General features: G+C 76.2%; 23 protein-coding genes and 1 pseudogene. 11 read left to right on the forward strand and 13 right to left on the reverse strand.

Annotation, left to right across the window (positions count from 1 at the left end; all coding sequences use genetic code 11):
- From EJA20_RS18675 to EJA20_RS09370, 3 genes and pseudogenes are all read left to right on the forward strand, one after another.
- A pseudogene (locus tag EJA20_RS18675) lies at positions 1 to 310 on the forward strand (methyl-accepting chemotaxis protein); the annotation flags it as partial.
- A gap of 122 nt (positions 311 to 432) precedes the next feature.
- Entirely contained in the window at positions 433 to 1,527 is a 1,095-nt protein-coding gene (locus tag EJA20_RS09365; RefSeq protein WP_129337891.1) for an ATP-binding cassette domain-containing protein, read from the forward strand.
- A complete protein-coding gene (locus tag EJA20_RS09370; protein ID WP_205687432.1) occupies positions 1,524 to 2,336 on the forward strand; it encodes an ABC transporter permease in 813 nt (270 codons plus the stop codon). The genes EJA20_RS09365 and EJA20_RS09370 overlap by 4 nt, the downstream gene beginning before the upstream one ends.
- 14 nt (positions 2,337 to 2,350) lie before the next feature.
- On the opposite strand, the gene EJA20_RS09375 is transcribed toward EJA20_RS09370, so the two are convergent.
- The gene (locus tag EJA20_RS09375) at positions 2,351 to 3,319 is read right to left on the reverse strand and encodes an alpha/beta hydrolase fold domain-containing protein (protein WP_164983911.1); all 969 of its coding nucleotides are present in this window, start codon (positions 3,317 to 3,319) and stop codon (positions 2,351 to 2,353) included.
- Between the two features lie 120 nt (positions 3,320 to 3,439).
- Here EJA20_RS09375 and EJA20_RS09380 point away from each other — a divergent pair, with 120 nt between their 5' ends.
- The 5 genes from EJA20_RS09380 (at position 3,440) to EJA20_RS09400 (ending at position 8,520) form a co-directional block, all read left to right on the forward strand.
- A complete protein-coding gene (locus EJA20_RS09380) occupies positions 3,440 to 3,817 on the forward strand; it encodes a VOC family protein (RefSeq protein WP_129337893.1) in 378 nt (125 codons plus the stop codon).
- Between the two features lie 66 nt (positions 3,818 to 3,883).
- On the forward strand, positions 3,884 to 4,132 hold the full coding sequence (locus EJA20_RS09385) for a hypothetical protein (protein ID WP_129337894.1): 249 nt from the start codon (positions 3,884 to 3,886) through the stop codon (positions 4,130 to 4,132).
- Between the two features lie 134 nt (positions 4,133 to 4,266).
- Complete coding sequence (locus EJA20_RS09390; protein WP_129337895.1) at positions 4,267 to 5,061, forward strand: 3-ketoacyl-ACP reductase; 795 nt, start codon at positions 4,267 to 4,269, stop codon at positions 5,059 to 5,061.
- Positions 5,062 to 5,119: 58 nt separating this feature from the next.
- A complete protein-coding gene (locus tag EJA20_RS09395) occupies positions 5,120 to 7,306 on the forward strand; it encodes an FAD-binding protein (RefSeq protein WP_129337896.1) in 2,187 nt (728 codons plus the stop codon).
- Positions 7,303 to 8,520: an SGNH/GDSL hydrolase family protein gene (locus EJA20_RS09400; RefSeq protein ID WP_205687433.1), complete on the forward strand. Its 1,218-nt coding sequence runs from the start codon at positions 7,303 to 7,305 to the stop codon at positions 8,518 to 8,520. The genes EJA20_RS09395 and EJA20_RS09400 overlap by 4 nt, the downstream gene beginning before the upstream one ends.
- Here EJA20_RS09400 and EJA20_RS09405 read toward each other — a convergent pair.
- Together EJA20_RS09405 and EJA20_RS09410 are read right to left on the reverse strand one after the other, a co-directional pair.
- Positions 8,504 to 9,418 (reverse strand): ribonuclease Z, encoded by a 915-nt coding sequence (locus tag EJA20_RS09405; protein WP_129337897.1) that lies wholly within the window; start codon positions 9,416 to 9,418, stop codon positions 8,504 to 8,506. The two genes, EJA20_RS09400 and EJA20_RS09405, sit on opposite strands and share 17 nt — an antisense overlap.
- A gap of 60 nt (positions 9,419 to 9,478) precedes the next feature.
- Positions 9,479 to 10,753, reverse strand: coding sequence for an NAD(P)-dependent oxidoreductase (locus EJA20_RS09410; RefSeq protein WP_129337898.1), 1,275 nt, complete (start codon positions 10,751 to 10,753; stop codon positions 9,479 to 9,481).
- 331 nt (positions 10,754 to 11,084) lie between these two features.
- Between EJA20_RS09410 and EJA20_RS09415 the strand changes: the two genes are divergently transcribed.
- On the forward strand, positions 11,085 to 11,873 hold the full coding sequence (locus tag EJA20_RS09415) for a TSUP family transporter (RefSeq protein WP_420836423.1): 789 nt from the start codon (positions 11,085 to 11,087) through the stop codon (positions 11,871 to 11,873).
- Positions 11,874 to 11,888: 15 nt separating this feature from the next.
- On the opposite strand, the gene EJA20_RS09420 is transcribed toward EJA20_RS09415, so the two are convergent.
- Both EJA20_RS09420 and EJA20_RS09425 read right to left on the reverse strand, forming a co-directional pair.
- A complete protein-coding gene (locus EJA20_RS09420) occupies positions 11,889 to 12,839 on the reverse strand; it encodes a hypothetical protein (RefSeq protein WP_129337900.1) in 951 nt (316 codons plus the stop codon).
- Positions 12,836 to 13,489, reverse strand: coding sequence for a SigE family RNA polymerase sigma factor (locus EJA20_RS09425; RefSeq protein WP_129337901.1), 654 nt, complete (start codon positions 13,487 to 13,489; stop codon positions 12,836 to 12,838). Before EJA20_RS09425 ends, EJA20_RS09420 begins: the two co-directional genes overlap by 4 nt.
- Positions 13,490 to 13,865: 376 nt before the next feature.
- Here EJA20_RS09425 and EJA20_RS09430 point away from each other — a divergent pair, with 376 nt between their 5' ends.
- Positions 13,866 to 14,345 (forward strand): PadR family transcriptional regulator, encoded by a 480-nt coding sequence (locus EJA20_RS09430; RefSeq protein ID WP_240675291.1) that lies wholly within the window; start codon positions 13,866 to 13,868, stop codon positions 14,343 to 14,345.
- A 130-nt stretch (positions 14,346 to 14,475) separates the two neighbouring features.
- Here EJA20_RS09430 and EJA20_RS19850 read toward each other — a convergent pair whose 3' ends face one another.
- The 3 genes from EJA20_RS19850 to EJA20_RS09445 form a co-directional block, all read right to left on the reverse strand.
- On the reverse strand, positions 14,476 to 15,150 hold the full coding sequence (locus tag EJA20_RS19850) for a hypothetical protein (RefSeq protein WP_129337903.1): 675 nt from the start codon (positions 15,148 to 15,150) through the stop codon (positions 14,476 to 14,478).
- 99 nt (positions 15,151 to 15,249) lie between these two features.
- The gene (locus EJA20_RS09440; RefSeq protein WP_129337931.1) at positions 15,250 to 16,182 is read right to left on the reverse strand and encodes a sugar phosphate isomerase/epimerase family protein; all 933 of its coding nucleotides are present in this window, start codon (positions 16,180 to 16,182) and stop codon (positions 15,250 to 15,252) included.
- Between the two features lie 14 nt (positions 16,183 to 16,196).
- Positions 16,197 to 17,360, reverse strand: coding sequence for a Gfo/Idh/MocA family protein (locus EJA20_RS09445; protein ID WP_129337904.1), 1,164 nt, complete (start codon positions 17,358 to 17,360; stop codon positions 16,197 to 16,199).
- Positions 17,361 to 17,570: 210 nt separating this feature from the next.
- Here EJA20_RS09445 and EJA20_RS09450 point away from each other — a divergent pair, with 210 nt between their 5' ends.
- Entirely contained in the window at positions 17,571 to 18,599 is a 1,029-nt protein-coding gene (locus tag EJA20_RS09450) for a LacI family DNA-binding transcriptional regulator (protein ID WP_129337905.1), read from the forward strand.
- 26 nt (positions 18,600 to 18,625) lie between these two features.
- On the opposite strand, the gene EJA20_RS09455 is transcribed toward EJA20_RS09450, so the two are convergent.
- From EJA20_RS09455 to EJA20_RS09475, 5 genes are read right to left on the reverse strand one after another with little or no spacing between them, the layout of a single operon-like run.
- Entirely contained in the window at positions 18,626 to 19,477 is an 852-nt protein-coding gene (locus tag EJA20_RS09455; RefSeq protein ID WP_129337906.1) for a ThuA domain-containing protein, read from the reverse strand.
- Positions 19,474 to 21,159 carry an acyltransferase gene (locus EJA20_RS09460; RefSeq protein WP_129337907.1) on the reverse strand — a complete coding sequence of 562 codons (1,686 nt, stop codon included), beginning with the start codon at positions 21,157 to 21,159 and terminating at the stop codon, positions 19,474 to 19,476. The genes EJA20_RS09455 and EJA20_RS09460 overlap by 4 nt, the downstream gene beginning before the upstream one ends.
- Positions 21,156 to 21,833 carry a ferredoxin-NADPH reductase gene (locus EJA20_RS09465; RefSeq protein ID WP_129337908.1) on the reverse strand — a complete coding sequence of 226 codons (678 nt, stop codon included), beginning with the start codon at positions 21,831 to 21,833 and terminating at the stop codon, positions 21,156 to 21,158. The genes EJA20_RS09460 and EJA20_RS09465 overlap by 4 nt, the downstream gene beginning before the upstream one ends.
- Positions 21,834 to 21,838: 5 nt before the next feature.
- Entirely contained in the window at positions 21,839 to 22,744 is a 906-nt protein-coding gene (locus EJA20_RS09470; RefSeq protein WP_129337909.1) for a carbohydrate ABC transporter permease, read from the reverse strand.
- Positions 22,744 to 23,676: a carbohydrate ABC transporter permease gene (locus EJA20_RS09475; protein ID WP_129337910.1), complete on the reverse strand. Its 933-nt coding sequence runs from the start codon at positions 23,674 to 23,676 to the stop codon at positions 22,744 to 22,746. Before EJA20_RS09475 ends, EJA20_RS09470 begins: the two co-directional genes overlap by 1 nt.
- Positions 23,677 to 23,707: the final 31 nt, after the last annotated feature.

Below are 23,707 nucleotides of genomic sequence, written 5' to 3' on the forward strand. Positions count from 1 at the left end.
CGCCATCCAGGACGACGTCGCCGGTGCCGTCACCGCCATCGAGCAGATCAACGACATCATCGGGTCCATCAACGACTTCCAGATGACCATCGCCTCGGCGGTGGAGGAGCAGACGGCCACGACGAACGAGATGAACCGCAGCGTCGTCGAGGCCGCGACCGGCTCCGGCGAGATCGCCCGCAACATCTCCAGCGTCGCGGGCGCGGCGGACCTCACGAGCCAGGGCGCCACCGACACCCAGGGCGCGGTCTCCGAGCTCGTCCGGATGTCGACCTCGCTGAAGGACCTCGTCGGGGGCTTCCGGGTCTGACGACTCCCCTGCTCCACCCCCGTTCCACCCCTGCTGCACCCCTGCGCGGACCGGCCCGGTCCGCCGCGACCCCGGGTCCCCCGACCCGATGAGTCCGGCGGGCCGGGCCGGTCCGTACGCGCATGGCGGACATGATCACGGCGCGCGGGCTGGTCAAGCACTACGGGAGCGTGAAGGCCCTCGACGGTCTCGACCTCTCCGTGCCCGAGGGCACCGTGCTCGGCCTGCTCGGGCCCAACGGCGCCGGCAAGACGACGGCGGTGCGCATCCTCACCACCCTCCTGCGTCCCGACGCCGGCACCGCCACCGTGGCCGGGGTCGACCTGCTCGCCGACCCCAAGGGCGTCCGGTCGCGCATCGGCCTGTCGGGGCAGTACGCGGCGGTCGACGAGTACCTCACGGGCGCCGAGAACCTCGCGATGGTCGGCCGGCTCTACGGCATGCCGCGCCGGCGGGCGCGCACGCGGGCGGCGGAGCTGCTCGAGCGCTTCGACCTCGTCGACGCGGGCGACCGGCCCGCCAAGACGTACTCCGGCGGCATGCGGCGGCGCCTCGACCTGGCGGGTGCCCTCGTCGCGGAGCCGCCCGTGCTCGTCCTGGACGAGCCGACGACGGGCCTCGACCCCCGCAGCCGCCTGCAGATGTGGGACGTCATCCGCGAGCTCGTCGTGGGCGGCACGACCCTGCTCCTCACCACCCAGTACCTCGAGGAGGCCGACCGCCTCGCCGACGACATCGTCGTGATCGACCGGGGCCGGGCGATCGCGCGCGGCACGGCGGACGCCCTGAAGACGCAGATCGGCGGCGAGCGCATCGAGCTCGTGCTGGCCGACGAGGCCGACCGCGACGCGGCCCGCGCCGCCCTGGCCGCCGCCGGCGGCGGGGACGTGCGGGCCGGCGACAGCCCGCGCGAGCTGTCCGCCGCGGCCACCGGGGGCGCCGCGAGCCTGGCCGCGGTGCTGCGGCGGCTCGACGAGACCGGGGTGACGGTGCTCGACGTCGGCCTGCGCCGACCGACGCTCGACGACGTCTTCCTCACCCTCACCGGCCACGTCGCGGAGGAGACGGCCGACGGGGAGGGCGCGCCGCCACCCGGAGCCGGCCCGGACGGGACCGTCGACCGGGACACGGACGGGCCCCGCCCGGGCCGCCACGCCGCCCCCGCCCCGGCCCCCACCCCGACGACCACCACCACCGACGCGGAGGCCCGCCCGTGAGCACCCCCACCCACACGCTGGCTCGCACCCTGTCGGACGGCCTCGTCGTCGCCGAGCGCAACGTCATCAAGATCAAGCGGGTGCCGGAGGTGCTCGTCTTCGTCCTCATCCAGCCGATCATGTTCGTGCTGCTCTTCGCCTACGTCTTCGGCGGCGCGATCGACGCGGGGCCCGTGAACTACCGCGAGTTCCTCATCGGCGGGATCTTCGCGCAGACCGTCGTCTTCGGCGCCACCTTCACCGGCGCCGGGCTGGCCGAGGACATGCAGAAGGGCATCATCGACCGGTTCCGCTCGCTGCCCATGTCCCGGTCGGCGGTGCTCGTCGGGCGGACGGCCTCCGACGTCATCTACAACGTGCTGTCCCTCGTCATCATGGCGCTCACGGGGCTGCTCGTCGGGTGGCGGGTGCGGACGTCGCTGCTCGAGGGCCTCGCGGGGTTCGCGCTGCTGCTGCTGTTCGCCTACGCGTTCAGCTGGGTGATGGCGTACGTCGGGCTCGTCGTGCCGAGCGTGGACGTGGTGAACAACGCCTCGTTCGTCGTCATCTTCCCGCTGACCTTCGTGTCCAACGCCTTCGTGCCCCTGGAGTCGTTCTCCTCGGCGCTGCGGCCCTTCGTGGAGTGGAACCCCATCTCCGCCCTCACGCAGGCGGCCCGCGAGCTCTTCGGCAACACCGGGGGGCTCCCGGCGCCCAGCGAGGCGTGGTCCATGCAGAACCCCGTGCTCTACAGCCTGCTGTGGGTGCTGGGCATCCTCGTCGTGTTCGTGCCCCTGTCCATCGCCCGGTACCGGCGCACGTCGCGGTAGGCGCGGGACGGGGGTCAGGCCCGGGCGACGAGGAACGCGGCGCAGCGCCCCAGGGAGTCCAGCGCGGCCGGCAGCCCCGCGACGTTGAGGTGCCCGTGCGGCGTGCCGGGCTCCACGACGACCTCGACCTCCCCGCCCGCCTCCGCCATCGCGGCGGCGACGAGCTCGCCCGAGGGGCGCAGGTCGTCGTGCTCGTCGAGGACGACGAGCGCGGGGGGCAGACCGCCGACCTCGCCGAGCGCCGGCATGGCGTAGGGGGTGGTCGCCGGGTGCCCGCCGAGGTAGCGGTCGTTCATGTCGCGGCACTGCTCGGGGGTGAAGCGCAGGACGTCGGGCAGGGCGGCCAGCGCGGCCGCGAGGTCCGGCCCGGGCTCGGGGAGCACGTCGTGCAGCCACGGGTAGGCCAGCAGCAGCGCGGCGGGGGCGCCGCCGGCCTCGTCGCGCAGCCGCTGCGCGACGCCGAGCGCGAGGTTGCCCCCGGCGCTGGCCCCGCCGAGGGACCACCGCGTGCCCCCGGGCGCGAGGCCGCTCGCGGGGTCGACGGCCCAGGACCAGGCCGCGTGGACGTCGTCGTGCGGGACGGGGAAGGCGACCGTGTCCGAGGCCAGCCGGTAGTCCACCGAGACGACGACCGCCCCGGCGCGGGCGCAGAGCTCGCGCGCGACGACGTCGCCCTCCGGCCAGTCCAGCGTGCCCGCCGCGAAGCCGCCGCCGTGCAGCCACACGACCCCGCGGACGGGGGGCGTCGGCGCACCCGCGGCGTCGACCGGCCGGTAGACGCGCACGGGCACGTCCCCGTGGGGGCCCTCGACGCGCCGGTCCTCCGTCGGCACGGCCGGCGGGGCGTAGCCCGGCACGGGGGCGCTCCAGGCCGCGAGGCGCGCGAGCTCCTCGGCGGGCCGCGGCAGCTCCGTCCGGCCCAGGCCGTCCAGGAGCGGGAGCCGCTCGGCGAGCACGGGGTCCAGGCGCACGTCGTGGGGCACGGCGCGCATCCTGCCAGAGGGGCGCCGCGGCCCTTCCCCTCCCCCTTCCCGCAGGGCCGCCCGGGCTCCTAGCGTGGGCGGTGCCCTCGCCCCCTCGCCGTCCGACCCGCGGAGACCCCCATGGACGTCCGGATCGAGCTCCTCACCGTCCCCGTCACGGACGTCGACCGCGCGATCGCCTTCTACGTGGACCGGGCGGGCTTCGTGCTCGACCACGACGTCCGCGTCGACGCGACCGTACGGTTCGTCCAGGTGACGCCGCCCGGGTCGGCCTGCTCGATCATGCTCGACTCCTTCAGCGGCGCGATGCCCCCCGGGACGCAGCAGGGGATCCAGTGCGTCGTCGCCGACGCGGACGCCGCGCGGGCGGAGCTGCTCGGGCGGGGGGTCGACGCGAGCGAGGTCGACGATCAGCCCTGGGGGCGGTTCACGAGCTTCGCCGACCCCGACGGCAACACCTGGACGTACCAGGAGCTGCCGCCGCGCGACGCGGTCTGAGCCCTGCGCGCCCCGGAGCGGCCGCTGCGGTCGCGGGCGTCCGTGCCCGGAGGGGATGCTGGGGGCATGACGACGACGGTGCGGTTCGAGGGCGGTCCCCTGCACGGGCAGCAGGCCGAGGTGCGCGACGGCGAGATCGGCGCGACGGTCGCCACGCCCGCCCCGGTCGAGGGCGGGCGCTACGTGCACGGCCCCTCCCACGAGCTGAGCGACCGGGGCGACGTGGAGCCCGTCGTCCTCTGGGAGCCGGCGGGCGAGACGCTCGACCTGCACCACCGGCAGGCCAGCGGCGGGGACGGCCCCGGCGCCAACTGAGCGGGGAGGCGCCCCTCGAGGCGGACGCCGCCGGAAAGCGCTTGCCCTGCGACGGCCCGCCGTGCGATGCTCGCCGCGCGGCGGCCCGTTCCGGGGCTGCCCACGAGGTGCGCGGACAGGCAGGAGTGGCGACGATGCCGGCAACAGCCCTGGTGACGGGTGGCAACCGCGGGATCGGGCTGGGCATCACCCGCCGGCTCCTGCAGGACGGGTACGCCGTCTCGATCCTGGCCACGCGGCCCGCACCCGAGGACGTCCTCGCCGAGCTGCGCGAGCTCGCGGGCGACGCGTCGGCCGTCCGCTACGTGCAGGGCTCCGTCGCCGACCTCGACGACCACCGCCGGTACGTCGAGGACGCCGTCGAGGCCTGGGGCCGGCTCGACCTCCTCGTCAACAACGCGGGCGTCGCGCCCAGCGTGCGCGCCGACCTGCTGGACGCCGGCGCGGAGAGCTTCGACCGGGTGCTCGGCATCAACCTGCGCGGCCCGTACTTCCTCACGCAGGCCTTCGCCCGCCGCGCCATCGAGCTGCGCGGGCCGCTGGAGGCGCTGCCGGAGCCGCCGGCCGGCCCGGTCGCGACGATCGTCAACGTCTCGTCGATCTCCGCCACGACGGTCTCGACGAACCGCGGCGACTACTGCATCTCCAAGGCCGGCGTCGGCATGTCGACGCAGCTGTGGGCGGCGCGGCTCGCCCCCGAGGGCATCGTCGTCTACGAGGTGCGGCCCGGGGTGATCGCCACCGACATGACCGCGGGCGTCACGGAGAAGTACGACGCCCTGCTCGCCGGCGGCCTCGCGCCGATCGCCCGCTGGGGCCGCCCCTCGGACGTGGCCGGCGCGGTGTCGATCCTGGCCTCGGGGCAGACGCCGTACTCGACCGGCGAGGTCTTCCACGTCGACGGCGGGATGCACATCCCCGTCCTGTGACGCGGCCCCGCCCGGCCGCCCCGTCCCACCGACCCCCCTGCCCGGAGAGGCTCCTGCGATGACGCAGACGGACGTCCCCACCACCAGCGGCCCCACCGCCGGCCCCACCGCCGGCCACGAGCCGGTGACGCTGCGCGTCGGCGACCACGACGTGCCGGTCGTCACCGCGAACACGGTCGTCGTCGGGACGGGCTCGGCCGGCTTCTGCGCCGCCGACCGGGTCTGGGAGTTCGGCCAGACGGACGTCGTCATGGTCGCCGACAAGGTGCACGCCGGCGCGTCCCGCAACGCCGGGTCGGACAAGCAGACGTACTACAAGCTCACGCTCTCGGGCGGCGACCCGGACTCCGTGCGCGAGATGGCCGGCACGCTCTTCTCGGGCGGCGCGATGGACGGCGACAACGCCCTCGCCGAGGCCGCCCTGTCCGCCCGTGGGTTCCTGCACCTCTGCGACCTCGGGGTGCCGTTCCCCCAGAACCGCTTCGGGGAGTTCATCGGCTACAAGACCGACCACGACCCCCGCCGCCGGGCGACCTCCGTCGGCCCCTACACGAGCCGCAGCATGGTCGAGCAGCTCGAGAAGAAGGTGCACCGCAACGGCACCCGGATCTTCGACGAGTGCCGCGTCGTCGACGTCGTCACGCGCCCCGGCGCCGACGGGCGGCCCGAGGTGGCCGGCCTGCTCGTGCTCCGCACGGACGTGCCGCACGACGGCGCGCAGAGCCCGTTCCTGCTCTTCCGGTGCACGAACCTCGTCTACGCCACCGGCGGCCCCGCGGGCATGTACGCCACCCGCGTCTTCCCCAACGGCCAGTGGGGCGCCTCCGGGGCGGCCTACCGCGCCGGGGTGCACGGCAAGAACCTCACGGAGTGGCAGTTCGGGCTGGCCTCGACGAAGCCGCGGTGGAACGTCTCCGGCACGTACATGCAGGTGCTGCCGCGGTTCGTCTCGACGGACGCCGACGGCGGCGACGAGCGCGAGTTCCTGCTCGAGGCGATCCCGGACTACGGGCGGCTGCTGTCGCTCGTCTTCCTCAAGGGCTACCAGTGGCCCTTCGACATCCGCAAGGCGCTCGACGGCTCCTCGCTCGTCGACCTGCTCGTCTACCGCGAGACGACCCTGCGCGGCCGGCGCGTGTTCCTCGACTTCCGGCGCAACCCGGTGCAGGAGACGTTCGACCCGAGCGCGCTGAGCCCCGAGGCGTACGAGTACCTCGACCGCGCCGGCGTCCTGTTCGGCACGCCCATCGAGCGCCTGCGCCGCATGAACGAGCCCGCCTACCAGTTCTACCTGGACAAGAACCCGTACGTGGACCTCGAGACGCAGATGCTCGAGGTCGACGTCTGCGCGCAGCACAACAACGGCGGGCTTGTCGTCGACGCCTGGTGGCAGAGCAACGTCGCGGGGCTGTTCCCCGTGGGCGAGGCGGGCGGGGCGCACGGCGTCTACCGTCCCGGCGGCGCGGCGCTCAACAGCGGCCAGGTCGGCGCCACGCGCGCGGCCCAGTACATCGCCGCCCGCCGCACGGACGCCCCGGTCGACGACGAGGGCTTCGCCGCCGCGGCGGCCCCCGTCCTGGGCGGGGCGCTGGACCTCGTCGGGCGGGCCACGGGCCGGGCGGCGGCGGGCGTCCCCGACAACACGGGCGACCTGCTGCGCGACGTGCAGGTCCTCATGAGCGCGAAGGCCGGGCCCGTGCGGTCCGCCGCCTCCATCCACGAGGCCCTCGTGCAGGTGCACGACTGGCTCTCGCGGTACGAGGACCTCGTCACCGCCGACGCCGGCTCCCGGCGCGCCGTCAACCGCACCTTCCTCGTCCGGGACATCCTCACGAGCGCCTACGTCTACCTGTCCGCGATGGCGGACTACGTGGCGCACGGCGGCCGCTCGCGCGGCTCCGTCCTCTACACCGACCCTGCGGGCGACCTGCCGCACGTCGGGCACGGCGAGCGCGCCGACGAGGAGCTGGACCTGCCCGGGGTGTTCCGGTTCCGCCTGGACGGCGGCGCGCTGGACGACGAGGTGCAGGAGACCGCGTGGGTGCCCGTCGGGGGCGCGGCGCCGGCGTCGGACGCGGAGGCCGACCCCGCGCTCGTCGAGTGGGCGCCCGTGGCGGCGCGCGCGACGGACGACCCGGCCGGCACGCCCGTCTTCCGGTGGCGCGCGCGCCGTCCCCTCCCTGACGACGACGACTTCTTCGAGAACGTCTGGCGGAGGTTCCGCGAGGACGGGAACGTCCGGTGACGACGAGCCCGGTCGTCGTCGGCCTGGCCGACCCGCGCGTCGAGGTGCGCGGGGCGGCATGGCTGGAGGCCACGGCGGACGGTCTCCTGCCGCACCGGCTGCCGGCCTGGACGCGGGACCAGCAGCCCGACGACTTCATGCGGATGTGCGACGAGCAGCCCGCGGGCGTCCGCCTGCGGTTCCGCACGGCCGCCCGGCGGCTCGCCCTGGTGGTGCGGGTGCACCGCGGCACGCTCTCCCCCGACTCCGACGCGACGGTCCCCGGCGAGCCCTTCGACCTGGTCGTCGACGGGCAGGTGGCGGCCCGGGCCGCGGCCGGGGCGGCCGGGCCCCTCGTCCTCGACCCGCTGCTGCGCACGACCCGCACGGGCGCGGCGCCCGTGACGCGGGTCGCCTTCGACCTCGCGGCGGACGGGCCCCCGTCCGCCGGTGCCGTGCGGGACGTCGAGGTGTGGCTGCCGTACCGCGAGCGCGTGCACCTGCTCGCGCTGGAGGCGGAGGCCCCCGTCGAGGCGCCGGCACCGGTCGCGGCCCCGCGCTGGGTGCACCACGGCTCGTCCATCAGCCACGGCGCGTCGGCCGCCTCCCCCACGGGCACGTGGCCCGTCGTCGCCGCCGCCACGGCGGGGCTCGACCTGGTCAACCTCGGGTTCTCGGGCAACGCGGTGCTCGACCCCTTCGTGGCGCGCACGATCCGCGACGCCCCCGCCGGGCTGATCTCGCTCAAGCTCGGCATCAACGTCGTCAACGGGGACACGATGCGGCGGCGGGCCTTCGCGCCGGCCGTCGACGGCTTCCTCGACACGGTGCGCGAGGGCCACCCGACCACCCCGCTCCTCGTCGTCTCCCCGATCCTGTGCCCGATGGTCGAGGACGTGCCGGGGCCCACCCGCATCGACCCGGCCGCCCCGCCCGGCGCGCCCGTCTTCGAGACGCTCGGCCGCACCGAGGAGGTGGCCGAGGGGAAGCTGAGCCTGGGCGCCATCCGGGAGGTGCTGGCGTCGGTCGTCGAGCGGCGGCGCGCCGCGGGCGACACCGCGCTGGCCTACCTCGACGGGCGCGAGCTGTACGGGTGGGACGACTGGGCGGAGCTGCCCATGGCCGACCTCCTCCACCCGGACCCTCCGGCCCACCGCCGCATGGGCGAGCGGTTCGCCGACGTCGCGCGGGGGCTGCTGGCCGGTCGGCGGGCCGGGGTCACGGCGTCGGCCTGAGGTCCGCGAGGTCCACGCGCCGGCGCGGCAGCGGGACGCGGTCGAGGTCGTCGACCGTGCGCACCGCGACGTCCGGGCCCGCCGCGGCACGGGCCTGCGCGGCGAGCGGGGCGACGTCCGCGTAGCGCCCGCTGAAGTGCGTGAGGACGAGGGCGCGGGCGCCGGCCGTCGCCGCGAGGGCCCCCGCCTGCCCCGCGGTGAGGTGGAGGTACGCGGCCGCGAGGTCGGCGTCCTCGTCGGCGAACGTGCACTCGGACAGCAGCAGGTCCACGCCGTCCGCGAGCGCCTCCGCGCCGGCGCAGGGCGCGGTGTCCATGACGACCGCGACCCGCTGCCCGGGGCGCGGCACGCTCACGTCGGCCAGGCGCACGTCCCCGAGACGACCGTCCCGCACGAGCCGGCCGACGTCCGCACCCTGCACCCCGGCCGCCATGAGCCGGTCGGGGAGCAGCGTGCGCCCGTCGGGCTCGACGAGCCGGTAGCCGAAGGTGGCCACGCGGTGCCGCAGCGGGGCGACCTCGAGGCCCTCCGCCACCGGGCCGGCGACGGAGTGCGGGTGCAGCCGCAGGTCCAGCCCCGGGGTGGCCAGCCCGACGAGCGCCCGCACCACGTCCTCCCCCTCGGACGGGTAGTGCAGGTGCACGGGGTGCTCCACCCCGTCGAGGACGAGCCGCGAGAGGACGCCGGGCAGCCCGAGGCAGTGGTCGCCGTGGACGTGGGTGAGGCAGATCCGGGTGAGCGACGGGGGCGCCACCCCGGCGAGGGTCAGCTGGCGCTGGGTGCCCTCGCCGGGGTCGAACAGCAGCGCCTCGCGGTCCCACCGCAGCACGTAGCCGTTGTGGTTCCGCGCGCGCGTGGGCACCTGGGAGGCCGTCCCGAGGACGACGAGCTCGCGCACCGGGCCAGTCTGCGGCGGCCCGGGCCGGTGCGCCCGGGGGCCCGGGGCCCGGGCCCGCGGTCAGGCGCGCCCGGGCTCGCGGGTGAGGAGCTCGACGAGGCCCGCGGCCAGCACCCGGTCGACCGACGCGGGCACCGGCCGGGCACCCGGGCCGGCCGCGTCGCCGCGGGCCACGTGGGCGAGGCTGCGCGCCTGCAGCGACAGGCCGAGGTCCATGGCCTGCACGGGGTTCCCCCCGGCCGCCGTGAGGTTGACCATCCCGGTGCCGTGCAGCACGACGACCTCCCGGCCGTCCGCGAGCACGTGCACGACCCGCGCCCCGGGCCTGCCCTCCGGCGAGAGGTCGACGGTCCGTGCCGTCACCGCCGCGAGGGCCGCGTGGTCGAGCTCCGCGCCGTCGTGCCCCACCCCCGCCACGACGACCCCGTCGCGCAGCGCGGCGATCTCCGCGGGCCCGACGACGTGCCGCGCGCCGGTGGCGAGCAGCAGCAGCTGCGTGCCGGGCAGCAGGTCCGCCAGCGGTGCCACCCGGTGCCCGCGCAGCACGGCCTCGAGCGCGCGGAACGGGTCCGTGTCCGCCACCGCGACGCGCGCCCCGAGGCGCTGCAGCGTCTCGGCGACCCCCTTGCCGCAGGGCCCGTAGCCCACGACCGTCGCCCGGGCGCCGGGGAGCATGGAGTTCGTCGCGTTCATGACGCCCTGGACGACGCTGTGCCCCACCCCGAGCTCGTTCTCGACGAGGAGCTTGAGCGGGCTGTCGTTGATGACGACCACGGGGAAGTCCGGCGGGGTCGGCAGCGCACGGATGCGGTCGCCGCCGCTCGTCGTCTCCTCCGTCGCGCCGAGGAACCCGGCCGCGCGCGGGGCGCCGGCCGCGAGGCGCAGGACGAGCTCGCCGCCGTTGTCGAGGACGATGTCGGGCCCCGCCGCGAGCAGGGCGTCGAGGTGGCGGTCGTGGGCGGCGGCGTCGTCGCCCGGCTCGTCGAGCACCGTGGCGCCGAGCGCCCGCAGCACGGCCACCGTGCCGGCCTGCGTCGTGCCGACGTTCCCCAGCGCCGTCACCCGGCAGCCGACGTGCAGGAGCCAGCGCACGAGCACGGCGGTCTTGGGCTCCAGGTGCAGGCGGATGCCGACGTGCCGGCCGGCGAGGTCCGGCCCGTCCTCCGCCATGCTCGCGGCCAGCAGCGGCATGAGCCGGGCGGCCCAGTCGACGGCCGGGTCGCCGCAGGGCGGCAGGGAACGGGCGGCGGAGGTGGCGGCGGGCAGGGTCGTGGTGGGCGGGGTCGTGGTGGGCGGGGTCGTGGTGGGCGGGGTCGTGGTGTGCGGGGACGTCATGGTCGGGCCTCTCGGGAGCGTCGGGGGTCGCGTGCGCCGCCGCCCGGCCCGGTGCCGGTCAGCGGGTGCGCGTCCGCCCGGGATGCAGCTCGCGACGGTCCTCGTCGGCGCCGTACAGCGGCAGGCGGCGGGGGGAGACGCCCCGCACCCGCACCCCGCCCGCTCCGGTCACGGCGCCATCATGCCGCGGGCGGGCCGCCAGACGACAGGCCTGCCCCGAGAAGGTGCCCGACCACTGCCGGACCGCCGCCCGGCCGGCGCGCGGTCCGTGGCACGCTGCCCCGGCCGTCCCCGTCCCGCCCGACCCCCTGCCGCCGAGAGGGTGAGCGCCCTGCTGGAGTCCCTGACGTCGCTCGACGCGAGCACGCTCGTCCTGCTGCTGCTCGCCGCGCTGGCCGCGGGCTGGGTGGACGCGGTCGTCGGCGGCGGCGGGCTCATCCAGCTGCCCGCGCTCCTGCTGACGCCGGGCCTGACGCCCGTGCAGGCCCTCGCGACGAACAAGCTGTCCGGCGCCATGGGCACCGCGACGAGCGCCCTCACGTTCTACCGACGGGTGCAGCCGTCGCTGCGCACGGCCCTGCCCACCGCCGCCGTGGCCGCGCTCGGGGCCGCCGCCGGCGCTCTGTCCGCCGCCGCGGTGCCCGACGGCGTGCTGGAGCCCGTCGTGCTCGTCGCGCTCGTGGTCGTCGGCGCCTACACGCTGCTGCGCCCCGCCCTCGGCGAGAGCACGCGGCTGCGGTTCACGGGGCACCGCCACACGGTCGTCGCCGGGGCCACGGGGGCGGTCATCGGCTACTACGACGGCATCGCGGGGCCGGGCACGGGCGCCTTCCTCGTGTTCACCCTCGTCGGGCTGCTGGGGTACGGGTTCCTCGAGGGCAGCGCGACGGCGAAGATCGTCAATCTCGCCACGAACCTCGGCGCCCTGGCGGTGTTCGCCCTCCACGGCTCCGTGCTGTGGGGCCTCGGCCTGGCGATGGGGCTGGCGAACCTCACCGGCGGGTACCTGGGGGCGCGCACGGCCGTGCGGGCCGGCGGGCGCTTCGTGCGGGTCGTGTTCCTCGTCGTCGTCGCCGTGCTCGTCGTGCGGCTGGGCTGGGACGTCCTCGGCCCGGGCTGACGGCCCCGACCCCGGTCAGCACGTCTCCCACGCGACGCAGCCGGCCATCTCGAGGGTCGGCTCCACGGGCGGGGCCTCCGCAGGTCCCTCCTCGAGGAAGAGCTGCTCGGAGCCCGACGTGCCCTGCTCGACGAGGAGCCGGCCGTCGGCGGGGTCGACGACGAACCGGAACCCCTCGCCGCCGTCGACGCTCTCGTGGACGACGAGCGTGCCCGGCCGGCCGAGCGAGTCCTCGACGCCCGGCGTCACGACCGAGCCGGGCAGCCCCGCGACGACGGCGAGCAGCGCCCGGCGCAGGTCGTCCGACGCCGGACTCCCGACGAGGAGGGCCCGCGCCATGCTGACGACCCTGTCGTCGTCCGTGCCGGCGCCGACGCCGGGCTCGATGCTCGCCCGGAGCACCGCCTCGAGGGCCGCGGGACCGGTGGGGAGCCGGTCGAGCACGTCCCAGCGCACCGGGGTCCGCTCGCCGTCGAGGACGAGGCTGCCCCACGACGCCGGGCCGAACGCGAAGGCACGTTCCCGGTCCCCGCCCTCGACGCCCACGCCCGGGGCATCCCGGCCGTACCAGAGCTCCCGGCGGACGAGGGTGCCGTCCGGCTGCCGGCTCTGCGAGACGACGTACCAGTAGGGGGCGCTCGCGCGCGGGTCGTCGGACGGCTCGGCGGCCGCCGTGGCGTCCGGCGCGGGGGCGTCGGACGAGGCGGGGACGGGTGTGCCGCTCGTCGACGGCGCGACCTCCGTCCCCGCCGGGCCGAGGTCCGGTGCCGCCGACGACCAGGAGCCCGCGAGGGCGAACGTGGCGCCCATCGCGAGCGCGAGGGCGGCGGAGCCACCCCCGCGGACGGCGGCCCGCCGGCGGCGCGCGCTGCGGACGACCTCCGCGGCGTCGACGCGGATCTCGGGCGGCACCACGCGGGCGGCCGTCGCACGCAGACGGGCGGCGGCGTCGTCGTCGGGGGTCATCGCGCACCTCGCCGCGTCAGGGGGCCCGCGGCCCCGGGGTCGGTCCCGGCCGGGTCCTGCTCGAGCCGGTCCCGCAGCACCGCGAGGGCACGGGAGGCGGTGGACTTCACGGTCCCGACCGAGACGCCGAGCAGGTCGGCGACCTCGCGCTCCGGCAGGTCCTCGACGTGCCGCAGGACGACCACGCGGCGCTGGCGCGGGGTGAGGGCGGCCAGCGCGCGCACGAGCCGGTCCCGCTCCGCGTGGGCGTCCGCACCGTGCCCGACCGTCCGCTCCGGGACCGCGGACGGGTCGACGAGGACCTCGCGACGACGCCGCCGCCACCCGGAGATGCGCAGGTTCACGAGCGTCCGGCGCGCATAGGCCAGCGGGTCGCGCTCGCGGGCGGTCGGCCAGCGCAGGTAGGTGCGCACGAGCGCCGCCTGCACGAGCTCCTCCGCCGTGTGCCGGTCCCCGCACAGGAGCCAGGCGGTCCGTCCCAGGGGTCCGGAGCTCGCCGCGACGAACGCGACGAACTCGGCCTCGTGGTCGGGGTCCTCGTCGACGCCCCGCGGGACCTCGTCGACCTCGTCGGGGGGCGGCGCCGCAGGGCCGGGGACGGGCGGCGCACCCGGGGGCGGCTCGGGCGCACCGGCCCGGACGACGGTCATGTCCATGACCTCTACACGCCCGAGGGGTCCGGGAGGTTGAGCCGTGCGACGGGCGAGACGGCTTCTCTTGTCGAGCGTCTGTTAGCGATATATCGTGAGCGTTATGAGACGCATCGAGAACATGTTCAGCAGCGGTCACGACGAGCGGCCGGGTCGTGACGACCGGGGCCGGGGGGCGTGGCGCTCACGGCACGACGGGCCCGCGGTGCCCGAGGACCCCGACGAGCAGCACGCGGGTCACGGCGGGCACCGGGGCCACCGCGGCCACCGCGGGGGTCCTCCGGCCTTCGGGCCGGGCGGCTTCGGGCCGGGGCCGTTCGGGCCCGGGTTCGGCCCAGGGGGCCGGCGACCGGGTGGGCGCCGGCCACGGGGCGACGTGCGCACCGCGATCCTCCTGCTCCTCGCCGAGGGGCCGCAGCACGGCTACCAGCTCATGGAGGCCATCGCCGACCGCAGCGGCGGCCGCTGGCGCCCGAGCCCCGGCGCGGTCTACCCGACCCTCAGCCAGCTCGAGGACGAGGGCGTGCTCACCCTCACGGCCGAGGGCGGACGCCGCCTCGCGGCCCTGACGGAGGCGGGCCGGGCGCTCGTCGAGCGGGAGCGGGCCGGGTGGACGGACCCCTTCGCCACGCCCGGCGCCGACGACGACGGCACGGACCTGCGGGGCGACCTCGCGGGCCTGCACGAGGCCGTCCGGGTCGTCGCCCGGACCGGCACGGCGGACCAGCGCCGGGCCGTGGCCGCCCTTCTCGCCGACGCCCGCCGGCGGACCTACCTCGTCCTGGCGGGCGAGCCCCCGGCTGACACCGCGGCCGATGCCGCCGACGCCGCCGATCCCTCGCCGGAGGGCTCCTGAGCGAGGACCTGGCTCCCGGCACGCCGGCGCCCTCGCCGAGAGCGTGGGCCGGGCGACGGGCCGCACGCGCACGGGACGTGATCCTCGTCGTGCCAGAGTAGGGGTACGGGCGACCGGGGCCGGCCGGGGGTCAGGCCCGGATGCTCGCGGCAGGGGCCCCCGTGAGACGGGACACCAGCGTGACGGCCTCGTCCCAGTACCGCTGGTAGTGCTGCGGGTCGGCGTTGCGCTGGACCGCGTGCGCCACCGCGGTGGGCGTCATGGCCTCACGCCCGTCGACGCGCTCGAGCGCGGTGAAGAAGGACGTCGCGCTGCGGGTGGGGTCCATGCGGTCGGCGTAGGTGCCCCACGCGCCGTTGTCACGCTGCTGGAACAGGCCCCGGGAGTCCGGGCCGGCGACGTCGCCGCGGTCGAGGACGCGCAGGGAGGACTCGCCGAGCGCCGTCATGACCCCGATGGCCTGGTCGCGCAGGGACAGGCCCTTCGCGCGGCCGGCCGCCACGACCGCCGCGGCGTTGCCGACCTGCTCCGACGAGAGGCCGCCGACCGCCGGGAGGCCCTGGGCGGCGACCTGGTCGGCGAGGGCGGTGGCGAACGTCGTACCGGTGGCGGAGGCCGCCCCGGTGCCCGCCGGCAGGGACGCCCCCGCGAGACCGGCGACGCCCGTGGTGCCCGCGGCGCCCGTCGTGCTGCTCGCCTGCAGGGACTGCACCCGCTGCTCGATGGCGGCGATGCGCGCGCCGATCGCCGCGACCCCCCCGATGCCCGCACCCACCACCACGACGACGGCTCCCCTCCCGATCACAGGACGTCCCTGTCATCGGCGGGGGGAGCCGTCGGCTTGAGCCGTCCGGGTGAACGGACGGCGGGTGGGGGCGGGTCGGGCGGGCGCGGCGGGCGTCCCTCAGAGGTGCGGCAGGACGTGGCGCACGTAGCGCTCCGCCAGGGTGGCGAGGGTGCGCTCCGCGGGGGCGTCCCACACCTCCTGGTGGAAGATCTCCACCTCGACGTCGCCGGCGTAGCCCGCGGCGGCGACCCAGGACGTGATCGTGGCGAAGTCCACGTAGCCGTCGCCGACGTGGCCGCGGGAGAGCAGGGGGTCGGCGGCCAGCGGCAGCACGAAGTCGCACACCTGGTAGGACGCGATCCGCCCCGCCGCGCCGGCCCGGGCGACCTGGCGGCGCAGGTCGGGGTCCCACCACACGTGGTAGGTGTCGACCACGACGCCGACGACGTCGGCCGGGAAGGGCTCCGCGAGGTCGAGCGCCTGGCCGAGGGTCGAGACGACCGCCCGGTCCGCCGCGAACATCGGGTGCAGCGGCTCGAGCACGAGCCGGACGCCGTGGCCGGCCGCGAAGGGCGCGAGCTCCCCGATGCGCTCCGCCACCCGGGCGCGGGCCCCGACGAGGTCGCGGTCGGGGTCCGTGCCGGCACCCGCGGGGTACGGCCGCGCCGGGCCGCCGGGGGTGCTCGCCGCGGGCAGCCCCCCGACGACCATGATGAGCTCCCCGGTCCCGACGGTGGCCGCCTCCTCGATCGCGCGGCGGTTGTCGTCGAGCGCCTCCCGCGCGGCGCGGTCGTCCCGCGTCGTGAGGAAGCCGCCCCGGCACAGCGACGAGACGCGCAGCCCGTGGTCGGCGACGATCCGCGCCGCCGTCGGGGCGCCGACCTCCTGGACGCGGTCACGCCAGACGCCGATCGACGAGAGCCCCGCCGCCGCGGCGGCCGCGGCCGCCGCCTCGAGGGTGAGCGCCTTCGTCGTCGCCGTGTTGAGGGACAGGCGTGCGAGGTCCTCACGACGCCCGGGCGCCGCCCGCCCGACGGGCGCGGCCGCCACCGCCGGGGCCGCCGTCACAGCGCGATCGCGGGGACGTCGAGGCGGCGGCCCTCGTCGGAGGAGCGCAGCCCGAGCTCGGCCAGCTGCACGCCGCGGGCGGCGGAGAGCAGGTCGAAGCGGTGCGGGCGGCCCAGCGCCACGTCGGCGAGGAACTCCTCCCACTGCGCGCGGAAGCCGTTGGGCAGCTCCGCGTTGGCCGGCACGTCGAGCCACTGCTCGCGGAAGCGCTCCGTGGTGGGCAGGTCGGGGTTCCACACGGGCTTGGGTGTGTGCGCGCGCTGCTGCGCGACACAGCTGAACAGGCCGGCGACCGCCGAGCCGTGCGTGCCGTCGACCTGGAACTCGACGAGCTCGTCGCGGTGCACGCGCACGGCCCAGGAGGAGTTGATCTGCGCCACGACCGGGTCCCCGGCCGGCGTCTCCATGCCGAAGATGCCGTAGGCGGCGTCGTCGGCGGTGGCGTCGTAGGGCTCGCCGCGCTCGTCCCACCGGACCGGGATGTGCGTCGCCGTCTGCGCCGACACCGTCCGGACCGTGCCGATGACGCCCTCGAGCACGTAGTTCCAGTGGCAGAACATGTCGACGGTCATGCCGCCGCCGTCCTGCTTGCGGTAGTTCCACGAGGGCCGCTGGGCGGGCTGGTGCTCGCCCTCGAAGACCCAGTAGCCGAACTCGCCCCGCAGGGACAGGATCCGGCCGAAGAACCCCTCGTCGACGAGGCGGCGCAGCTTGACCAGGCCGGGCAGGTAGAGCTTGTCGTGCACGACGCCGGCGGTCACCCCCGTCTCCTCGCGCAGGCGGGCGAGCTCGACGGCCTCGTGGAGCGTCTCGGCGGTCGGCTTCTCCGTGTAGACGTGCTTGCCGGCCTTCATGGCACGGGTGAGCGTGTCGGCGCGCAGGCTCGTCATGGAGGCGTCGAAGACGATGTCGGTGGCCTCGTCGGCGATCGCCGCGTCCAGGTCCGTCGTCCAGTGCTCGACCCCGTGCTGCTTCGCCAGGGCCTCGACCTTCTCGGCGTTGCGGCCGATGAGGACGGGCTCCACCTGGACCGTCGTCCCGTCGGGCAGCGTGATGCCGCCCTGGTCACGGATGGGGAGGATGGAGCGCACCAGGTGCTGGCGGTAGCCCATCCGTCCCGTGATCCCGTTCATCGCGATCCGCAGCGTGCGCGTGGCCATGCCGGCTCCAGGGGTTCTCGAGGGGCCCGGCTCCGCTGCCGGGCTGGAATGCGCTTTCCACCGTAGGGCCCGTCCCGGTCCTCCGTCAAGGGCGTGGGAGGGCTCCCGCGCCGGCCGTGCTGCGCGCTAGGGTGGCGGTGCAAACGCTTTCCACTCGGCCGAGGGAGTCCGGTGACCGACGTCCTGCCTGCCCGGCGGTACCCTCCCGGCATGGTGGCCCGGGTGACGCTGAGCGACGTGGCGCGCGCGGCGGGGGTGTCGCTCGCGACCGCCTCGCGCGCGCTGAACGGCAGCTCCAACCGCACCGTCCAGCCCGCGCTGCGGGAGCGGGTCCTCGCGGCGGCCGAGAGCCTGCGCTACACCCCGGACGCGAACGCCCAGGCGATGGCGCGCGGCGCGACGAGCTCCGTCGGCCTCATCGTCCACGACATCGCCGACCCGTACTTCTCCGGCATCGCCGCCGCCGTCACCCGGGCGGCGGACCGCGTCGGGCTGCACGTGACCCTCGCGAGCACCCAGCACCAGCCCGACCGCGAGCACGAGCTCGTCGCGCTCATGCGCCGCCTGCGCACCCGCGCGGTCATCATCGCCGGTGGCCGCATGGCGGACCCCGAGCGGGAGGCGCGCCTGCGGGACGCGCTGGGCGACCTCATGGCCGCCGGCGCGTCGGTCGCGGTGGTCGGCCAGCCGCTCGAGGGCATCGACAGCGTCGTCATCGACAACCCCGGTGGTGCGGCCGCCCTGGCCGGCGCCCTGCTCGAGCGCGGCTACACGACCGCCGGGGTGCTGGGCGGGCCGCCCGAGCACCAGACGGCCCGGGCGCGGCGGGAGTCCTTCGTCGACGCGTTCCGCGCCGGTGGTGGCACGGTCGGCGAGGAGCACGTGGTCCACGGCCTGTTCACCTGGGAGGGCGGGGCGAGCGCCATGGAGGCCCTGCTCGGGCGGCCGGACCGCCCGCAGGTGGTCTTCGCCGTGAACGACGTCATGGCCCTCGGCGCGCTCTCCGCCGCGCGCGCGCTCGGCGTCCGCGTGCCCGACGACGTGGCCGTGGCCGGGTTCGACGACATCGTCACCCTCCGGGACGTCGTGCCGGGGCTGACCACGGTGCGGATCCCGCTCGACGAGGCCGGCGAGGCCGCCGCCGAGCTCGCGCTGGACGGCATGGGCGGGGGCGAGGCGCGGAGACGTCTGGTCCGCACGGAGGTCGTGCTCCGCGAGAGCACCCCGCCGCGCGCCTGAGGACGCCCCCGCGTCGGCGCGGCGGGCTACTCCGCCGGGTCGGCCCCTCCCGGGGCCCCGTCCAGCAGCCAGGCCACCTCGCGGGCCAGCAGCGCGCGCCGGTCCTCGCTCGCGTACGAGCGCAGGTCGTGGCCGAGGGCGTCGTAGAGCACCCGGCCCGGGCCCGGGGCCTGCCACACCACGGGGTGGTCGGCACCCTCGTGCTCCGTCGTCAGCAGCACCCGCGAGCGCGGGTCCGGCTGCAGCAGGCAGTACCGCTCGTCGAAGGCCCGGACCGGCCCGAGGCCGGCGACGACGGGGTGCCTCTCCCCCGGCACGGGGCGGAAGGTCGCCTCACCGATCGGCGGGTGCATGGACAGGCCCGGCACCCACCGGCCCCCGACGAGGTCCGCCCACCCCGGGGCGTCCGTGAACGTGTTCGCCGCCTGGTGCAGCGCGAGCAGCGGCACCCCCGCCCCGACGAGGGCGGCCAGGCGGGCGTGGAACGCGGCCCAGGCCGCGTCGTCGCCGTCCCACGCGGGGTCCGTCCGGCCCGTCCCGGCGGCGACGACGAGCAGCGCGGGGCGCGACGGCGCCCCGGTGCCGGGTGCACCCGTCGCTCCTGCCGCAGCGGCGGCACCGCCCTCACCCGCTGCGTCGTCCGGCCCGAGCACGTCCGGCGCCGTCCCGCGCACCGTGACGTCCAGGCCGCGGGCGGCGAGCAGCCCGGCGACGCGGTGGCCGGTGGCGGCGTCGTCGTGCCAGGGGTCGGCGTACCGGCCGCGGCCGACGAGGACGAGCGCGGACCGTGGCGCTGCACCCTCCCGGCCGTCCCGGCCCTCCTGCCCCTCGCCCTCCACGCCGCCCTCGCGCTCCCCCGGCCCCCCGTGCCCCGTCATGCGGGTCGGTCCCCCCGTCGTCGCAGGTCCAGCGCCGGCCCGGGCCGGTGCACGCCGCGCGGACGGTACCCGAGCGCGTCGGCGACGCCGAGCAGGTCCGCCGCGGACCAGGCCACGGCCAGCCACATCTCCGTCCCCTGCAGGGAGGGCTCGTGCCCGCCCGCGAAGGCGATGCCCCGGCCGGCGCGCCAGCCGTCGGCCGCGAGCGCGAGGAGGGCCTCCGCCACCGCCCGCACCTCCGCCGTGCGGTACCCCCGCGCGGTCCGGGCCGCACGGTGCAGGGGGTGCACGACGTCGAGGGTGTCGCAGGCCGAGGGGCCCCGCTCGGCCAGCACGTCACCGGCGCGGCGCAGCACCACGTCGACGAGGGGTCGCTCGTCGCCCGCGTCCACGCCCCACTGCCCGAATGTCCCGCGGACGAGGCGGTAGGTGCCGTTCACCGGCTCGCGCAGCCCGTCCGGGTCCGTGCCCCACAGCCCCGTCGTCCGGTCCCGCTGCGCCAGGAGCCAGCCCAGGGTCGTCTCGACGAGCACCCCGGCGCTGCCGTCGCCACGGCGCAGCGCCCAGGTCAAGGCGGTGCCGACGGTGTCGACGTCCGCACCGGCGGCCCACGCCCGCGTCGACCAGGTCAGGCCCTCGAGGTACCGCACGAGCGCCGCGGGGGTGAGGTCGGTGACCGCCCGCACGGGGTGCGCGAAGGCCGAGCCCAGGAGGTCCAGGGCGTAGCCCGTGGACAGCACGTGGTACTGCGCGGCGCCGTCCGCGAGCGTCGGCGCGGCGGCGCCGTCGGCCGACCCCGCTGCCCCGGCACCGGGCGCCGTGAGGTCGGGCCAGGCGCCGTCGACGAGCTCGGCGACCAGGCCGGTGGCGGGGTGCTGCGCCGACCGGAGCCGGCGCACGTGCTGCTCGCGGGGCAGCTGCGGCGGCGGGCCGCCGAGCAGGAGGTCGGCCAGCTCCACCGCGTCGCCGTGGGCGCGCACGGTCGGTGCGGCGTCCGGGCGGTCGCGGTAGGTCCCGTCCCGCCAGGCGGCGGCGAGCAGGTCGGCCGCCTCCGCCCGTGCGCGCTCGCCGAGGCGTCGCGCCCGACCGGCCGCGCCCCCGGCGCCGCCGCCCGACGCCGCGGCCCGGCGGTCGCGCACGACGCGCGCGGGGTTGCCCACGGCCACGGCCCAGTCGGGGACGTCCTTCGTCACGACCGCCCCGGCGCCGACGATCGCGTGGTCGCCGATGCGCACCCCGTCGAGGACGAGGACGTGCGCGCCGATCCACACGTCGTCGCCGACGGTGATGCCCGCGGAGGTGTGGGGCTGCCGGAAGATCTCCGTGGTGACGTCCGCGTACCCGTGGTCGAACCCGAGCAGCGAGCTGTGGGCGCCGATGCGCACCGCGTCCCCGATCGTCACCGTGCCGCGCACGGCCGTGCCGACGTTCACCGAGGAGTCGGCGCCGATGCGCACGTCGCCCGTGACGTGCGCGTGGGCGGCCACGTAGCTGCGGTCGCCGAGTGCGAAGGTGGCGGGGTCGACCGCCGCGAGGGTCGAGACGACCACGCCCTCCCCGAGCACGAACCCCCGCGCCCGGAGGGCGGCGAGCCGCTCCGTGTGCGCGGCGCTCTGCTCCGGCGTCGCCTCGCGCTCCCAGGCCCAGGGGCCGTACTCGACGGCCAGGGGTTCGGGTGTCATCGGGCGGCCTCCACCTCCCCGAGCACCGGCCGCAGCGTCCAGCGGCTGTTCGCCCAGACGACGTAGAGCAGCGGGGACGCCGCCAGCCCCAGCCCGAGCGCGGGCCGGGTCGCCACGGCCGCGGCCAGTGCGAGGAGGGCCACGAGGGACAGCAGCGTGAACGGCCAGCGCCGCACGGCCAGCCAGACCGCCGCTCGCAGGACCTCGCGCACCCGGGCGGCGGGCCGTTCCGCGAGGGCGACGAGCGCGAGGACGGCCACGGCGACCGCGAGCGCGCCCACGACGACGAGCAGCGGCAGGGTCGCCGCCCCCAGGTCCGTCCCTGCCAGGGCGACGGCGTCGACCCCGACCACGACGAGCACCGCGCCCGCCGCCAGCCCCAGCGGCACCGTCCGGCGGAGCCCACCGGCCCAGGCGCGCGCGAAGGTGCGCAGCACGGTCGTCGGCCCGTCGGCGGCGACGGCGGCGAACACCGCGGCCACCCCCGCGAACGCCGGCGCCGCGAGCGCGCCGGCCAGGAGGACGAGGGCGGGCCACCCGAGGGTCGGGTCCGGCACCATGGCGAGCAGCACGAGCAGCGGCGCGAGCGCCACGGCGAGGGCGAGGTTCGTCGCGAGGCCGACGTGGAGGAGACCGGTCGCGTGCAGGACCGTCTCGTGGTCGATGCGGCGCACCGGCGTCAGCCCTTCAGCCCGCTCGTCGCGATGCCCTGGATGAAGTAGCGCTGACCCAGGAGGAAGACGACCAGGATCGGCAGCACGGAGAGGACCGAGCCGGTCATGATCATGGCGTACTCGGCGTCGAACTGGCCGACGAACTGGCGCAGGCCGAGCTGCACGGTCCAGAGGTCGTTGCTCGTGAGGTAGATGAACGGCCCCATGAAGTCGTTCCACGTGTTGACGAACGTCAGCAGGCCGAGGCTGGCCAGGGCCGGCACGGACAGCGGCAGCATGATCCGCCGGTAGATGCCGAACTCGGACAGGCCGTCGATCCGGGCGGCCTCCACGAGCTCGTCGGGCACCGACATGTAGTACTGCCGCATGAGGAACACCCCGAAGGCGGAGAACGCCTGCAGCAGGATGAGCGCGGTGAACGTGTTCACCAGCCCCGCCTTCTGCATGAGGATGTACTGCGGGATCATGTACGCCTGCCACGGCACGGCGATGGTGGCGATGTAGGCGAGGAACAGCCCGTCGCGCCCCGGGAAGCGGATCTTGGAGAACCCGTAGGCGGCGAAGCTCCCCGTGAAGAGCTGCAGAACCGTGATGACGGTCGCGAGGAACGTCGTGTTCCGCAGGTAGGTGAGCATCGGGACGCGCGTCCAGATGTCGACGAAGTTCTCCCAGTGCAGCTCCCGGGGCACCCACTGCACGGGGACCGTGAAGACCTGGTCGTTCGTCTTCAGCGACGAGGACACCATCCAGGCGAAGGGCACCAGCAGCAAGGCCGACAGCGCCGTGAGCAGCACGTACGACAGCGGCTTCGCCCAGGGGCGCACCGCGTGCGCGCGGCGCCGGTCGGGGGCGGGGGTGCCCGCGGGCACCGGGGCCGTGGTGCCGGTGCGGGGTCCGACGACGGTGGTCATCACTTCTCCAGCCGCTGGTTGCGGGCGTACTGCAGCAGGGTGATCACGAGGACGAGCACGAACAGCGCCAGCGCGACGGCAGAGGAGTAGCCGAACTGCCCGTTGACGATGCCCTCGCGGTAGATGAGCTGGGAGAGCACGAGGGTGCTGCGCCCGGGCCCGCCGTTCGTCATCACGACGATGAGGTCGAAGACCTTGAAGGACCCGATGGTGAGCATGATGAGGACGAAGAACGTCGTCGGACGCAGGCACGGCAGCGTGACGTTGCGGAAACGCTGCCAGGCGTTGGCGCCGTCGGTCTTGGCGGCCTCGTAGAGCTCCGGCGGGATGGTCTGCAGGCCGGCGAGGAACAGGATCATGTAGTAGCCCATGTCCTTCCACACACCGGTGAGGATCACGGCGGGCATGGCCCACGTGGGGTCGCTCGTCCAGCCGGGCGGGTCGCTGATCCCGATGGTCGTGAGGAGCTGGTTGATCGGCCCCCGCGTGGGGTTGTAGAGCATGTTCCAGACCACGGCCACGGCCACGATCGACGTGATGTACGGGAAGAACGCGGCGGTGCGGAAGAACGCGAGGCCGCGGATCTTCCGGTTGAGGGCGAGCGCGAGCCCGAGGGACGCCGCCATCGTCAGCGGCACGTGCCCGACGGTGTAGTAGACGGTGTTGCCCAGGGCGACGCGGAAGTTCTCGTCGCCGACGAGCCGCTGCAGGTTCGTCAGCCCCGTGAACTCCGGCGTGCCGAACGCGTTCCACCGCGTGAACGCGAGGCCGAACGTCGCGACGACCGGCACGAGGGTCAGCAGCGCGAAGCCCGCGAAGTTGGGGAGGATGAACGTCCAGCCCAGCAGCGTGTTGCGGCGCACCTGGCGCCGGTTGACGTAGGTGGGGCGGCGCGGCGCCGGGGCCGGCCGTGCGGCCGTCGTGGTGGCCATGGTCCCTCCGGACCCCGGGCGGCCGCGGGGC

This window comes from Cellulomonas endophytica, assembly GCF_004123805.1.
GTDB lineage: Bacteria > Actinomycetota > Actinomycetes > Actinomycetales > Cellulomonadaceae > Cellulomonas > Cellulomonas endophytica.